We start from the raw sequence: 13,661 nt of genomic DNA, 5'->3' as shown, positions 1-13,661 counted from the left end.
TACGACGCCGGTGTCCATGGCGACCCCACTAGCCTTAAACGAAAACAGCGGCGCACGCCACCCGCGACAGCCTGAATCGAGTTGCGACGAACTGCAACGAGTTGAGTCGATTCGAAGCCGTGCGGTAATTCATTCGCCGCTCAAGTGCGGCAACCCTGAACGCCCTCCAACGAAGGAAGGCAACGCTGCCGGGACCACCTGGAACGCAGGCCGGGACTCGGCATGCCGTGCCGGGTCGCGGCACACACTGCACGATGAACACAATGGATAAGGGAGTTTATGCATAGACGCGATTTTCTGAGAGGCGCGGCGGCCCTGGCGGCGGCCGGCTTTCATTCATCCCCCCTGCTTGCGGCGGCAACGTCGCCGCGTCCGCTCAAGTACGTAGGCCAGGCGCAGGCCTTCGACTATGCGTGGCTCAAGGGCCATGCGCAGCAGCTCGCGGCCAATGCCTACCGGCCGCCGTCGGAGCGCTTGCCGGCAGATGTCGAAAAGCTGGACTGGGACCAGTACCAGGCGATCCAGTACCGCGCCGAACATGCATTATGGGCGAGCGAACCGTCGTTGTTCCAGGCTAAGTTCTTTCACCTCGGCCTGTTCTTCAAGACGCCGGTGCATATCCATGAACTGGCGAACGGCCAGGCCCGGGAGATCGCCTACGACCCCGCGATGTTCGACTACGGCAAAAGCGGTCTGCATCCACGCAAGCTGCCCAAGGACCTTGGCTTCGCCGGCTTCAGGATCAACTTTCACACCGACCTGACACGCGACGTCACCGCCTTCCTCGGCGCAAGCTATTTCCGCGCGGTCGGCTCGGACTGGCAGTACGGCCTGTCGGCGCGCGGCCTCGCCATCGATTGCGGCATGGACCGCCCTGAAGAATTTCCGATGTTCACCAAGTTCTGGCTGGAGCGTCCGCAAAAGGACTCGACTCGGCTGATCGTCTATGCGCTGCTCGATTCTCCCAGCGTCGCCGGCGCCTATCGCTTCGAAATGGAGCCCGGCGCTTCCTTCGTGATGGATGTGGACGTGGCACTCTATCCGCGCAAGGCGATAGAAAGACTCGGCATCGCGCCGCTGACCAGCATGTTCCAGAATGGAGAAAACGACCGCCACATCGCGGCGGCCAACGACTGGCGGCCTGAAATCCACGACTCGGACGGCCTGTCCATGTTGCGCGGCAACGGCGAATGGATCTGGCGCCCGCTGACCAACCCGGCGCAGCTGCGCTTCAACGCCTACCAGGATGAGAATCCGCGCGGCTTCGGCCTGCTGCAGCGCGACCGCAATTTCGATCACTACCAGGACGACGGCGTGTTCTACGAGAAGCGCCCCAGCCTCTGGATAGAACCGAAATCCGGCTGGGGCAAGGGTACGATACAGCTGGTCGAAATTCCGACGGTGGATGAAACCTTCGACAATATCGTCTGCTTCTGGAATCCGGTCGAGAAGCCGCAGCCGGGACAGGAGCACCTGTACGCCTATCGGATGCACTGGGGGCGGGACATTCCCGTGTCGTCGCCGCTGGCCACTGTCGCTGCCACCCGCACCGGCATCGGCGGCGTAATCGGACAGAAGCGCAAGTATTATTCCCGGCGTTTCGTGATCGATTTCGTCGGCGGCAACCTCAAGCTGCTGGGCAAGGATGCAAAGGTGACGCCGGTCATCAGCGCTTCGCGCGGCACCGTGGAATTGAGTTCGGCGCGTCCGCTCCACGACATCCAGGGTTACAGGGTGATGTTCGACCTCAAGCCTACCGACGACAGCGTCGCTCCCATCGACCTGCGCGTCTACATGACCGCCGGCGGCGCGCCCCTTTGCGAAACCTGGCTCTATCAATGGACGCCGCCCGCGGCGGACATGCGGCAGCTTTGAAGGACGCTTTCGCCGAGCCCGCCATGTCGCGTCGCCGCGCCTTGTCCCGGAAATAATCCGCCTCGGCCTCGATTAAGCCGGTCAAGGCGAAACCGCTCCAGAGGCAACACTGGCGGCTCCGCACCAGCGGCGCAAGTGCATAGAAACGGGCATGGCCAGAATGAACAGGCGTCGCACAAACAAATTCTTGTCTTACAGCAACAACCGATCTAGAATTTCTGCAAGGTAACGCAATCCGAACCCAGGACCGACTTCAATGGAAGGCGATTCGGTTCAGATCGTTCCTGGCCGTAGATTCCAATTCCTTCCGGTGACTCAATATGCAGGTTTCCACAGCAACGCTTCCCGAGCTGGCAATCGATGAAGTCGTGAGATCGATCCAGATTCCCGCCCGCCCGGAATTGCTGGCCCACCTGCAGCAGGAACTGACGCAGGAAGACCCCGACCCTAACAGGATTGCCACCCTGGTCAGCCGCGACGTGGCATTGTCGGCGACCTTGCTGCGCACCGCCAATTCGCCGTTCTACGGCCTCAAGCGAAAGGCTGAAACCGTCAAGCAGGCGATTGGTTATATCGGGTTGTCGCAGTGCGCATCCATCATGCTGGGCCTGATCGCCCGCAAGACGGTCAATACCAGCAATCCGCTCCTGACGCGCTTCTGGGATGCGGCCGACAAGCGGGCCTTTGCGATGTCCCTGCTGTCGCGCGAGTTGCGCGTCGCTTCCCCCGACGTTGCGCATACCTTCGGGCTCTTCTGCGACATCGGTATTCCGCTGCTGATCAATCGTTTCCCGGATTACGTGGAAACCCTGCGTCTGGCCAACGAAACGGTCAGCGAGCGCTTCACCACCATCGAGGATCAGCGGCATCATACTTCGCATGCCACCATCGGCGCACTCCTGGCGAAAAACTGGGGCCTGTCAGGCGATGTCGCCATGGCCATCCGCCTGCATCATGAATATGAAATCCTTGCAGACAACATCACGCCGGACCTGATCAAGGGCCTGGTTGCGCTGAGCCTGGTCGTTGAAAAGGCCATCCAGTCCTATCGCGGCCAGAACAGGCACTTCGAATGGGAAAAAGGCGGCCAGCTGGCCATGGATGCGCTCGGCATTTCCTCCGACGAGATGACCGACATTTGCGAGCAGCTGCACCAGCGTTTCGACGAAATAGGCTGAGCCCGCGGGCATCGCGGCTTCCGGTCCCGCTGGAACTTTTCCCTTTGCCGGCCGGCCCATCGATGATGGGCCGGACTCAATTCCCCGCCCGGCCGGTGATTTCGGCTCCGGCATCCGCCGGCAGCTTCAGGAAACGCATCGATGCGATCACGGCCATGGTGCCGAGAATGATGAAGGCGGCACGGAAATCCTGCTGGCCGACGCCGCTGCCGGCGCGCAGCCAGTTGTTTCCATTGAGGAGAAACGTGGCCAGTGCCACGCCGACCATCATGCCGGTCTGCTGCACCATCGCCGCCAGGGTTGACGCCGAACTTCGCTGCGCCGAGTTGATGTCCGCATAGGCGATCGTATTGATTGCGGTGAATTGCATGGACCGGGTCGCGCCGGCGAGGAATAGCACGATGGCGATGAACGCCTGACTGGCCTCGCGCTCCAGCAGGGCGCAGCATGCGATCGACAGGCCCACCAGCATGCCGTTGCATGACAACACCGCACGAAAACCGAAACGGCGCAGCACGGGGGTGGTCACGGTTTTCATCAGCAGGTTCCCGGCGAAATAGATGAACAGTAAGCCCCCCGCCTCGAACGCGTTCAGGCCGAACACCAGTTGGAACAGCAAGGGCAGCAGGAAGGGCGTGGCGGCGATGGCGACCTGGATGTAGGTGCCTGCCATCAGCGATGCCGCGGCGAAGGTCTGCACGCCGAACGGCGAAAGGTCGAGCAGCGGATTGGCTGCCCGCTTGAGATGGCGAATCGCCAGCGCGCCGCATGCCATGCCGGCGGCAACCAACCCAACCGGCAATCGCCACTCCCGCTGCGCATGGGCACTGAGTTCGAGGCCGAACAGCAGCATGCCCAGCGCCGAAGCTGTAAGAAGGAATCCCCGCAAATCCAGCACGCGATCCCGCCTGCCCGCCTGTTCCGGCACGACCAGCGCCACCAGGACCAGGCCGATGGCACCGAGCGGGATGTTGAGCAGAAAGTTCCAGCGCCATGACGCGTATTCGGTAATGAAGCCGCCGATCACGGGTCCGATCACCGGGGCAAACAATGCCGGCCAGGTGATGAGCGCCGTTGCCTGCAGGAGCTCCGATTTTCTTGCTTGTCCGAGCACAATGAGGCGGCCGATGGGAATCATCATGCCGCCGCCGATGCCTTGCACCGCGCGCGCCAGTGCGAACTGGGAAAGGCTGGATGCGGCCGCGCAGGCAACCGATGCCAGCGTGAAAAGCAGGATGGCCAAAAGGAAGATGCGGCGCGCGCCGAAGCGGTCGGCAGCCCAGCCAGACAAGGGCATGAACATGGCGACGGTCAGCATGTAGATGGTGACGCCGATGCTGAGTTCGACTGGCTGCACGCCGAAGGATGCGGCCATCTGCGGCAATGCCGTGTTGATGATGACGCCGTCGAGCAGCGCCATGAAGAAGATGCTCGCCACGACGAGCGCAATGAAGCGGTAGCTGCCTTGTTCGGGTTCCATGCGGGGACGGGTGCGGTTGGTATGCTCGGTCGGCTGCACCGATCAGGATTGCAGCCCCCGGAGAATATCCCAAAACCGCGCGGCGTTCCCGCGATGCGCTATGCGGCGCACCTGGACTGGAGGCGTTCTTCGATCCAGGCCATGAACTGGTGGTTGCCTAGCGGCCGGCTGTACAGATAACCCTGGCCCTTGTCGCATTGCAGTTCCCGTATGACCGCAGCCTGCGCAGGCGTCTCCACGCCTTCGGCCACGGTATTCATGCTCAGGCTGTGCGCCACCCTGACCGTTGCCTCGATGAGGACGCGGTGGTGCGGACTGATGTCGGCCTGGCACACGAAGGACCGGTCGATCTTGACGGTATCGACCGGCAGCATGTGCAGGCACGACAGCGAAGAATAGCCGGTGCCGAAGTCATCGAGCGCCAGCTTGATGCCGAGCGCCTTGAGATCCCGCAGCCGCGACTGCACGACATCGTCCTGAGCCGCCAGGCTCTCGGTGATTTCCAGCTGCAGCGCGCCGGGCGCCATGCCGGTCGAGCGCAGTATCTGCTGCACGCGCTGCACCAGTCCGGCATCGGCCAGCTGCGCGCGCGACAGGTTCACCGCGAGCAGGCCGGGCGCGTTGGGCCCGAGCCGTTGTTGCCATTCCATGAAATCCGCGCAGGCGGTCTCCAGAACGAATTCGCCGAGAGCGCCGATGAGACCGCATTCTTCCGCGATGCCGATGAACTCGGGCGGAGGAATACTTCCCTTGGCCGGATGGTGCCATCGCACCAGCGCTTCCGCGCCGACCGCCGGAATGCCGCCCGCATCGTCCCCCTCCTGCTGCAGGCCGACGATGGGCTGATATTGGACATGCAGCCCGCGGTGCAGCAGCGCCTGGCGCAGTTCCGCTTCCATGCCGCCCCGCTTTTGCGCCCGCTCGCGCATCGCCGGATCGAACAGCGCATGGCGCGCGCCGCCTGCCCGCTTGGCTTCCGCCATCGCGATGCTTGCGTCCTGCAGCAACATATCGGCATCGGCGCGCGATGCGTCGGGCACCACGATGCCGATGCTGAAACTGCAGACGATCTCCTGGGCATCGACCCGGTACGGTGCTTCCAGCGCCGTGAGGATACGGCGCGCGACATTCGATGCGTTCTCGCCGTGCCGCAGCCCGTCGAGGATCACGACGAATTCATCGCCGCTGAAACGGGCGGCCATCTGCAGCGAACTCTGCAACGAACTCTGCGGTGTGCCGACCAGGTCCGCGCGCCGGAGCGACAAGCGCAGGCGTTCGGCAATCGTGCGCAGGATATGATCTCCGATCGCATTGCCGAAGCTGTCGTTGATCTGCTTGAAACGATCGCAGTTGATGAACAGCACGGCAAACTCCTGCGTATCGGGCAGCGACTGGTCGATCATCCGCTGCAGTGTTTCGCGCACGGCCGAGCGGTTGGGCATGCGGGTCAGCCCGTCGATGCGCGCCGCATCGCTGAGTTCGCGCAGCAGCGTCTGCTGTTCTCGTTCCGCGTCCCGCGTTGCATCGGCCAGCACCACCATGAAGCGCTGCGCGCCCAGTTTCATGATGCTTGCCGAAAGCACCTGCGGGCCATGGCGCTGAGGACGGAGATGACCGATGTCGATGCGCCTGGATTCGCACACCAGGCCCGATGCCGGCTCGAATTCATGCACCGTGGCGGCAAGCCAGGGCGCCAGCGGGGCGAGCACCGTGAACAGGTTGTCCAGAAGGCCATCGGTGGCAAGCGGCATCAGCAACTGGGCTGCCATCGGGTTGAGCATGTCGATGACGCCATCCTCATTGACCTGCAGCAGGGCCACAGGCACGCGGTACAAAAATTCCAGCAGCGCCTCGTAGGCTTCTTGCGAGTCGTCGGTCATGACATCACCATCTTCAGTCGCCTGACATGCCCGGCTTTCCAGGTTCGGATGCAGTTGCGGCCATCGGCCTTGGCATCGTACAGCGCCGTGTCGGCACGCTTGATCAGTTCATCCAGGCTGGACACATCGGCGTCCATTGACGCAACGCCGCCGCTTACCGTGTAACGGATGCGCACGCCATCGATCTCGACACATGCATCCTCCACCGCGGCGCGCAAACGCTCCGATGCGGCCAGTGCGGCGGGCAGGTCGGTCGAAGGCAGGATCACCGCGAATTCCTCGCCGCCGATGCGGGCCACGACGTCGACCTGGCGGAAGGTTTCCTGAAGCGTAGCGGCAAAATGGCGAAGAACGGCGTCCCCGACGGGATGGCCGTAGCGATCATTGATGCTTTTGAAGGAATCGGCATCGAACAGTACGAGCGACAAGGGCCGGGGCGATCGCCTCATGCGCTCGAGTTCGAGTTCGGCCGCATCGAAGAACGCCCGACGGTTTGCCACGCCGGTCAGATGATCGCAAAGCAGTTCCTTGCGCCGCGATTCGCTGGCTTCGCGCTTTTCATGAATGTCACGGATGACCAGGCAGTAGGAATGACTGTCCGGCATGTCTTTGCGAATGGCCACGGCATGCGCGGCATCGTCATTGCCCAGGCGCAGCGGCGTGATCAGCGTGCTGGCCCAGAAGCGGGTGCCGTCGGCCCGGCGGCAGTAGCCTTCCTGCAAGCTCCAGCCGTTCAGGTCGGCTTCATGCAGGCGATCGGCCAGATTGTCTTTTGTCGTGGTGCCGTCCGGGAAAAAGACCGAATAGGAACGATCAGCCACGTCGGCCTCCTCCAGGCCGGTAACCCGCTTTAGGCTTTCATTCCATTGCTCGATGCCGCCCTCGCCGTTCAGGGACACCAGCGCGTAATCGGTCATGCCATGCAGGATGGCATTGAACCAGGCTTCGTGCTGCTGAAGCTGCCTTTCGCGCTTGACCTGCACGCTGACGTCTGAGAGTACGGCCATCAGACGCGTTGCGTCCAGCTTGAGCAGGGTCAGGGACAGGATTTGCGGGTCGGACTTGCCCGGGACGCCGGCATTGACCGGAAGCCGGGCGGCATCGCAGATCATTCCGTACGGCTTCGCAAAGCTCGCGCACAGGTGCCGAAGCTCGGGCGCAACGGTTTCCAGCGTCGTAAACAGGTTGTTCAGGCTTCCATCGCGCGACAAGGGCATGAGCAACTGGGCCGAAAGCGGATTGATCATTACGATCTCGCCGTCCGTCGTCAGCTGCGCGAGTCCAACGGGAGCAAGGTAAAGAAATTGCAGAAGCGCCTGGTGCTCTTCCTCGATGGTTGCCGCGCGCATATTTTTAACCGGATCGGTCAACGAGAACATAGCGCATTTCCGCGTCAGGACGGGCGAGCAGCCGCAGCCGCACCTTTACCGGCCGCATGCGCAATGTGAGCACATAATCGATGACGGTATCGAGTTCGCCGCCATCGGCCAGCGCATCCTCGAAACGCTGCGCCACCATGAAATTGTTCATGCATGGCGCGACGCTGGTGAACATGCGCTGGCCGATCACATGTTCCGGCGCCAGTCCCGCGCATGTCGATTCGAAGCGGTTGTACCGCCGGACGATGGTCTCGCCGTCAAAGCCGATGACGCCGAAGTCCAGCGCATCGAGTGCATCCTTGCTTAAGGTTCCCAGCGTCCCAAGGAGGTTTTCCTGGGCAAAGCGCGTGCCGTACGTCACTTCATTTATCGTTCCGACACCTAAGGTATCGATCGCCGCATCTGCAATTTTCATTGTTCTTCTCCCGTATGACCGCCCTCGCTCGCTGGTAATTATTTCCAGACGGAAAGAATACTACCATTCTTTTGACTTAGACAAGCTTGTTATAGATCAATAGGTCGCGGGATACAGCCGCACAACAGCGCCAAATTGCAATCGAAACGAGATGAATTTTTGACATGGACAGATCGCGTGAGCGTATCTCCGCACCATCCACAGGCGCGAAGACGGCCACAGCGTCGGCAAGGTATTATTCAATTCGCAACCTCTTCGAGTCCATCGGATCGAAACTGTATGCACTGTAGCCATACCATTCACTTAACTACAAGGAAACGTCAATGACAGGCTTTAGCACGAACATCGAAAACGACACCCTCGGCAATGACAAATTCCGCGTGGTCCTGCATACCACGGACCGCATGCAGCTTGTCATCATGACCCTGCAACCCGGCGAAGAGATCGGGCTTGAGCGCCATGAAGGCCATGACCAGTTCATCCGCGTCGAGGCCGGTGAAGGCGTCGCACTGCTCAATGGCGAAAAGCATGCGCTTGAAGACGGCGTGGCGGTCATCATTCCGGCAGGCACCGAGCACAATGTGATCAATACCTCGGCGTCCGAGCCAATGAAGCTTTACACCATCTATTCCCCGCCGGAGCATCCTGATGGCATCGTCCACGCGACCAAGGCGGAAGCGGACGAATACGAACGCCAGCACGGGCATTGATACCCCGTCTGCACGAGGTTTTGGGGCCTACCTGCCCCCTCGGCTTCAGCCCCGGCGCCGTGTGGCCGGGCTTGAGGCCGAGTTTGGATGGGAGCACCTTCATTCCGGGCCGGCCACAGCCAATCATGACCATTCAGCGCCATTCGGGAGCAATGGCCCGGTTTTCGCATCGCGCGTCCTGCGCTTGATGCAATCCTGTGCCTGGCGCAGTCGGCTTCCACGGCTGATTGACGCTGGAGTCGACTTGTGAAAGTATTTCCCACACCGCCGATGTAGCAATAAAGAGCGGTCCCGACCAATTCAATGGAGACTCGCGTGAAGATCAGACATATTCTGCCGTTGGCAGCCATGGCCATTCTCGTCCCGGGCGCGGCCCAAGCCCAAGCCCAGTCGCCGGCTCAGACCTATCCTTCGAAGCAGATCACGATCGTCGTCCCGTTCAGCTCGGGCGGCACCACGGATGTCCTTGCCCGTTTCGTCGGCAGCGAACTGAGCAAGGCATGGGGACAGTCCGTCATTATTGAAAACAAGCCGGGCGCAGCTGCCAATACCGGCTCCGCCTACGTCGCGCGCTCCGCGCCGGATGGCTATACGCTGTTGATGGGCACCGTCGGTTCGCATGCGATCAACACCGCGCTGTATGGCGCCAAGATGCCCTACGACCATATCAAGGATTTCACGCCGATTTCCATGGTCGCCAGCGTACCCAACGTGCTGGCAGTCAATGCGGAATGGGCGGAGCGCAACAAGATCACCGATGTAAAAACCCTGGTCACGTATTTGAAGGCCAATCCTGGCAAGGTCAACTGCGCATCGAGCGGTGCCGGCACATCGATTCATCTGAGCTGCGAACTTTTCAAGAGCAAAACCAAGACGGAGATCGTGCATGTGCCCTACAAGGGGTCGGCACCGGCCGTTACGGACCTTGTCGCCGGCAACGTGGAACTCATGTTCGACAACCTTCCCTCAAGCCTTGGACAGATCAAGGCCGGCAAGCTGAAGGCGCTGGCAGTGACCACCGCCAAACCGATTCCCTCCTTGCCGAATGTGCCGACCGTGGCGCAGAGCGGCGGCGAACTCGCCGACTTCGAGGCCGGCAGCTGGTTCGGCCTCTTCGTGCCCTCCGGCACGCCGCCGGCCATCGTCTCCAAACTGGAACAGGAAGTCGGCCGCATCGTGCAGCAGCAGCAGATGCGCGAAAAGATCCTCGCGCAGGGCGCGGAACCGGTCGGCAACAAGTCTTCCGAGTTCGCCGGCTATATCAAGACGGAGACAGTGAAATGGGCGCAGGTAGTCAAGGAGTCGGGCGCGCGGGTTGATTGATCCACCCACGCATGGCAGGCGACTTTCAACCGGACGACCGCCGTCGCCTTGAAAGCCGTTAGCCCGATCTTCCCGCATGGACTGCGGCGGCAGTCCGTCATTTCTCGGCTAGTCGGAGAACGTCTTCCACGCGATAGGGTTTTTCGAGAAATTCGAAGTCGCTCAGGTAGCCATGTCCCGATTCAATGGCTGGATTCGGGTATCCGGACACGAGAATGATTTTCAGTCGTGGATTCAACTCACGTGCCTTATAGGCAAGCTGCAGGCCGCTCATGCCGGGCATGACCACGTCGCTCAGCAGGATCTCGATGTCGGCGCCTTGCTGCAGGATCTCCAGCGCGGCCTTGGCGCTGGTCGCCTGGACGACATCGAAGCCATAGGCGGCCAGCAATTCGCTAGTGATTTCCAGCAGGTCGAGATCGTCATCGACGAGCAGTAAGCGGTGGGCCTGCAGCTTGGGTGAGCAATCGGCTCTGGAATGCTGCGCCCTTCTTCTTGCTGCCTCCGTTCTTCCTCCGCTCCCGCTACCTGCCAGCCGGGCTAAACTTGACGCTGTCATTATTCATAACCACCCAATGGATCGCTTCAGCCTACCGTTGAAAAATCAAACTAGAATTTTTACGACTGCACGGCACAATTTACGTGCGACGCGCGCCTGACCCGCTGGCCGGCGCAAGCCAGCCAGTGGCCAAGAACTGATAAGCAAGCTCGATGCCAAAGCCGCTCAAGGTAAATGATGCTTTATCGCACGGGGCAGAAACCGCTGACAGCTTGCGCTCAGATGACGTAGCTCAAGCGCAATTTTCTCCGCCTGTCGCCCAGAATGCTTCGCAGCTCTTCTATCGTTGTCTGCGCGCATTCCGCCATCCACAACAGCATGGATGCGCTGATGGTGAGTTCGCCGGTGCGGATCTTTCGCAGCACCTTGGTCGAAATATTCAGGCGTTGCGACAATTCCTTGTCGCTGGGAAGACCGAGCCGTTCCATCAGCGTATTGAGCAAGCGGTTCGGATCATATTTTGAGGATGCAATCGTAGTGTCCATTTGTCTTCGATAAGCAAGTTGTTCTATGGAGATGATTGTGCGGCCAAGCATGCGCTGACCGACCTTCGAATTTGACAGGGAGATGAGATGGGGGCTGCACCGGCATGATGCAAGAGGTCCGCAGGACCAGCCGGGGTTCGAACGAATCCGCGCGGCATGCAGGTAAGATGCGAGACTTAAGGACATTCCGCAAAAGATCCATTCCATGCAGCTCTCATCCGGCACCAAGCCCGAACCGACTTTGACTGGCGGCGCCATCGTGCTGCTGGCGACCTTGTACTGCGCGCAAGGATTGCCATCCGGCCTGATTGCGCATGCTTTGCCGGTAATGATGCGCCAGCATGGCGTCGACATCGCGGTGATCGGCCTGCTCAAACTGCTCGCCCTGCCCTGGATGCTGAAAGTGTTATGGGCGCCATGGATAGACCGGATCGCTTCCCGACGCCTGGGCCATCACCGTGGCTGGATCCTGCCGTTGCAGGCCGGTGTCCTGGTTATCCTGGCGGCCGTCGCGCTCCTGCCGCCGGATGCGCTGTTCGGCGCCTATCTTCCCTTGCTGCTCGGATTGCTGCTGCTGGTTAACCTGGCGGCGTCGACACAGGATGTGGCGACCGACGGCCTGGCGGTACGCATGCTGCCTGTCCGCTGGCGAGGACTGGGCAACAGCATGCAGGTGGGCGGCTACAAGATCGGCATGATCGTCGGCGGCAGCCTGTTGCTGCTGGTGATCGATGCCTGGGGCTGGCGGATGTCGATCAGCATGGTGGCTGCGCTGCTGGCCGTCATGACCCTGCCCATCCTGCTGTTCCCCGAGCAGCGGCGCTTGCCGCGTCAATCCGTCGCGAGCGAGACTTCGGCCGGGCCGAGCCTGCTGTGGAGCCACTATCGCGGCTTTCTCGCACGTCGGGGCATGGGTTTGTGGTTGCTGGTCGTGCTCGGTTTCAAGATCGGCGATTCGCTGGGTTCGCCGATGATCAAGCCGCTGCTGGTGGACCAGGGATGGCGGGCGGCGGCGATCGGACAGCTGACCCTGGTCAGCAGCCTTGCCGGCATCTGCGGCGCCTTCCTCGGCGGTTTGCTCTACACCCGCTTGGGCGCAATGCGCTCGCTCATCCTGTTCGGCCTGCTGCAGGCGCTCGGGCTCGGGGCATTCGCCTGGCTCGCACATGCCGGCAGCGGCATCTTGCCGATCTATGGCGTTGCGCTGTTCGAACAGGTCGCCGACGGCATGTCCACGGTGGCGCTGTTCGCGATGATGATGAACCAGTGCCGCCCCGGGCATGAGGGCGCGGATTTCACCATCCAGGCCTGTGCCCAGGTGGTGGTTTCAGGATTGATCGGCGCGATGAGCGGCTGGTCCGCGAAATGGCTCGGCTATGCCGGGCATTTCATGCTGTCCGGCCTGATCGGCGTAATGACGCTGGCACTGGTAGCACGGTTTGCAATGCGGCATGGCGGGCGGACGCTGCCGGAACGAAGGGAGCCGGACCCGGCTGGGTCTCGTGAAACGGTGTAACGCCGGCTCCGCGATTTACGCGAGCTTCAACCCGCGCCCTTGCCGAATACCGGCGCGCGCTTTTCCCTGATGGCGGCTACGCCTTCCTTCGCATCGGCCTGGCCGAAATCCATCATTTCCGCCGTCAGCGACGCTTCGAACGCCGGCCACGCGGCCTGCAGCCAGAGGTTGAGCGACCGCCTGGTGCCGGCGATCGCGGAAGGGCTGCCGGTGGCGAGCCTGCGCGCGATGTCCAATGCATCGGCCTGCAACTGCTCGGCATCCACAACGCGGCTGACAAGGCCGATGCGTTCCGCTTCCTCGCCGCTGAGGGTTTCGCACAGCATCAGGTAGTACTTGGCCTTGGCCATGCCGCACAGCAGCGGCCAGATCAGCACCGCATGGTCCCCTGCGGCAACGCCGAGCTTGGTATGGCCGTCGATCAGCTTGGCATTGCGGGCGGCCACGGAGATATCCGCCAGCAGCGCCACCGCAAGTCCCGCACCGACCGCCGCGCCATTGATCGCCGACACGATGGGCTTGGTGCAATCGATCATGCCGCGCACGATATCGCGCGCTTCCCGCATGACGCGCTGGCGCGCCTGTTCCGAGACCAGCATGTCTTCCACCATTGCCAGCTCGCCGCCGGCGCAGAAGGCCTTGCCTTCGCTGCGCACCAATACTGCCCTGACTTCCGTATGAGAGGACAGCATATGCCAGACGGCAGCCAGCGCCGCATGACCCTGTGCGTCGGTAACCGGCATGCCGCCAGCCGGCTGAAAGACAAGATGGGCAATGCCATGCTCGTCGAGTTCAACGCGGAAATTGTTTGTCTCGACGGGAAGTGAAATTCTCATGCGGGCTCCTGGCAAGGTGTGCGAA

12 protein-coding genes are annotated in these 13,661 nt (G+C 61.6%); 5 read left to right on the top strand and 7 right to left on the bottom strand.

What is annotated here, in order from left to right; all coding sequences use genetic code 11:
- The first annotated feature begins 279 nt into the window (after positions 1-279).
- Complete coding sequence (locus RY831_RS11865) at positions 280-1,875, top strand: OpgD/OpgG family glucan biosynthesis protein (RefSeq protein ID WP_326506556.1); 1,596 nt, start codon at positions 280-282, stop codon at positions 1,873-1,875.
- A 320-nt stretch (positions 1,876-2,195) separates the two neighbouring features.
- Positions 2,196-3,053: an HDOD domain-containing protein gene (locus tag RY831_RS11860; protein WP_326506555.1), complete on the top strand. Its 858-nt coding sequence runs from the start codon at positions 2,196-2,198 to the stop codon at positions 3,051-3,053.
- Positions 3,054-3,129: 76 nt separating this feature from the next.
- On the opposite strand, the gene RY831_RS11855 is transcribed toward RY831_RS11860, so the two are convergent.
- The 4 genes from RY831_RS11855 to RY831_RS11840 all read right to left on the bottom strand — a co-directional run bounded on the left by RY831_RS11855 (position 3,130) and on the right by RY831_RS11840 (position 8,207).
- Positions 3,130-4,533 (bottom strand): DHA2 family efflux MFS transporter permease subunit, encoded by a 1,404-nt coding sequence (locus RY831_RS11855; RefSeq protein ID WP_326506554.1) that lies wholly within the window; start codon positions 4,531-4,533, stop codon positions 3,130-3,132.
- A gap of 98 nt (positions 4,534-4,631) precedes the next feature.
- Positions 4,632-6,413 (bottom strand): putative bifunctional diguanylate cyclase/phosphodiesterase, encoded by a 1,782-nt coding sequence (locus tag RY831_RS11850; protein ID WP_326506553.1) that lies wholly within the window; start codon positions 6,411-6,413, stop codon positions 4,632-4,634.
- Complete coding sequence (locus tag RY831_RS11845; RefSeq protein WP_326506552.1) at positions 6,410-7,792, bottom strand: sensor domain-containing diguanylate cyclase; 1,383 nt, start codon at positions 7,790-7,792, stop codon at positions 6,410-6,412. The genes RY831_RS11850 and RY831_RS11845 overlap by 4 nt, the downstream gene beginning before the upstream one ends.
- Positions 7,767-8,207, bottom strand: coding sequence for a PAS domain-containing protein (locus RY831_RS11840; RefSeq protein ID WP_326506551.1), 441 nt, complete (start codon positions 8,205-8,207; stop codon positions 7,767-7,769). The genes RY831_RS11845 and RY831_RS11840 overlap by 26 nt, the downstream gene beginning before the upstream one ends.
- 323 nt (positions 8,208-8,530) lie before the next feature.
- On the opposite strand from RY831_RS11840, the gene RY831_RS11835 reads away from it, so the two are divergent.
- Together RY831_RS11835 and RY831_RS11830 are read left to right on the top strand one after the other, a co-directional pair.
- Complete coding sequence (locus RY831_RS11835) at positions 8,531-8,917, top strand: cupin domain-containing protein (protein ID WP_326506550.1); 387 nt, start codon at positions 8,531-8,533, stop codon at positions 8,915-8,917.
- 303 nt (positions 8,918-9,220) lie between these two features.
- Entirely contained in the window at positions 9,221-10,240 is a 1,020-nt protein-coding gene (locus tag RY831_RS11830; protein WP_437126256.1) for a Bug family tripartite tricarboxylate transporter substrate binding protein, read from the top strand.
- Positions 10,241-10,337: 97 nt separating this feature from the next.
- Here the strand turns inward: RY831_RS11830 and RY831_RS11825 are convergent, their stop codons facing one another.
- Positions 10,338-10,799: a response regulator gene (locus tag RY831_RS11825; protein ID WP_326506549.1), complete on the bottom strand. Its 462-nt coding sequence runs from the start codon at positions 10,797-10,799 to the stop codon at positions 10,338-10,340.
- Positions 10,800-11,017: 218 nt separating this feature from the next.
- Complete coding sequence (locus tag RY831_RS11820) at positions 11,018-11,284, bottom strand: hypothetical protein (RefSeq protein ID WP_326506548.1); 267 nt, start codon at positions 11,282-11,284, stop codon at positions 11,018-11,020.
- A gap of 205 nt (positions 11,285-11,489) precedes the next feature.
- Here RY831_RS11820 and RY831_RS11815 point away from each other — a divergent pair, with 205 nt between their 5' ends.
- Positions 11,490-12,800 carry an MFS transporter gene (locus tag RY831_RS11815; RefSeq protein WP_326506547.1) on the top strand — a complete coding sequence of 437 codons (1,311 nt, stop codon included), beginning with the start codon at positions 11,490-11,492 and terminating at the stop codon, positions 12,798-12,800.
- 26 nt (positions 12,801-12,826) lie between these two features.
- Here RY831_RS11815 and RY831_RS11810 read toward each other — a convergent pair whose 3' ends face one another.
- Positions 12,827-13,636 (bottom strand): enoyl-CoA hydratase/isomerase family protein, encoded by an 810-nt coding sequence (locus RY831_RS11810; RefSeq protein WP_326506546.1) that lies wholly within the window; start codon positions 13,634-13,636, stop codon positions 12,827-12,829.
- Between the last annotated feature and the right edge of the window lie 25 nt (positions 13,637-13,661).

The sequence above is a fragment of the Noviherbaspirillum album genome, assembly GCF_035916955.1.
GTDB lineage: Bacteria > Pseudomonadota > Gammaproteobacteria > Burkholderiales > Burkholderiaceae_D > Noviherbaspirillum > Noviherbaspirillum album.
This window is presented reverse-complemented; position numbering and strand designations above follow the sequence as displayed.

What these genes read in the sequence shown, in the direction of transcription:
- RY831_RS11810 (WP_326506546.1), bottom strand. Translation starts at nt 13,636, where the DNA reads ATGAGAATTTCACTTCCCGTCGAGACAAACAATTTCCGCGTTGAACTC.
- RY831_RS11845 (WP_326506552.1), bottom strand. Translation starts at nt 7,792, where the DNA reads ATGTTCTCGTTGACCGATCCGGTTAAAAATATGCGCGCGGCAACCATC.
- RY831_RS11840 (WP_326506551.1), bottom strand. Translation starts at nt 8,207, where the DNA reads ATGAAAATTGCAGATGCGGCGATCGATACCTTAGGTGTCGGAACGATA.
- RY831_RS11850 (WP_326506553.1), bottom strand. Translation starts at nt 6,413, where the DNA reads ATGACCGACGACTCGCAAGAAGCCTACGAGGCGCTGCTGGAATTTTTG.
- RY831_RS11860 (WP_326506555.1), top strand. Translation starts at nt 2,196, where the DNA reads ATGCAGGTTTCCACAGCAACGCTTCCCGAGCTGGCAATCGATGAAGTC.
- RY831_RS11825 (WP_326506549.1), bottom strand. Translation starts at nt 10,799, where the DNA reads ATGACAGCGTCAAGTTTAGCCCGGCTGGCAGGTAGCGGGAGCGGAGGA.
- RY831_RS11855 (WP_326506554.1), bottom strand. Translation starts at nt 4,533, where the DNA reads ATGGAACCCGAACAAGGCAGCTACCGCTTCATTGCGCTCGTCGTGGCG.
- RY831_RS11815 (WP_326506547.1), top strand. Translation starts at nt 11,490, where the DNA reads ATGCAGCTCTCATCCGGCACCAAGCCCGAACCGACTTTGACTGGCGGC.
- RY831_RS11830 (WP_437126256.1), top strand. Translation starts at nt 9,221, where the DNA reads ATGGAGACTCGCGTGAAGATCAGACATATTCTGCCGTTGGCAGCCATG.
- RY831_RS11865 (WP_326506556.1), top strand. Translation starts at nt 280, where the DNA reads ATGCATAGACGCGATTTTCTGAGAGGCGCGGCGGCCCTGGCGGCGGCC.
- RY831_RS11820 (WP_326506548.1), bottom strand. Translation starts at nt 11,284, where the DNA reads ATGGACACTACGATTGCATCCTCAAAATATGATCCGAACCGCTTGCTC.
- RY831_RS11835 (WP_326506550.1), top strand. Translation starts at nt 8,531, where the DNA reads ATGACAGGCTTTAGCACGAACATCGAAAACGACACCCTCGGCAATGAC.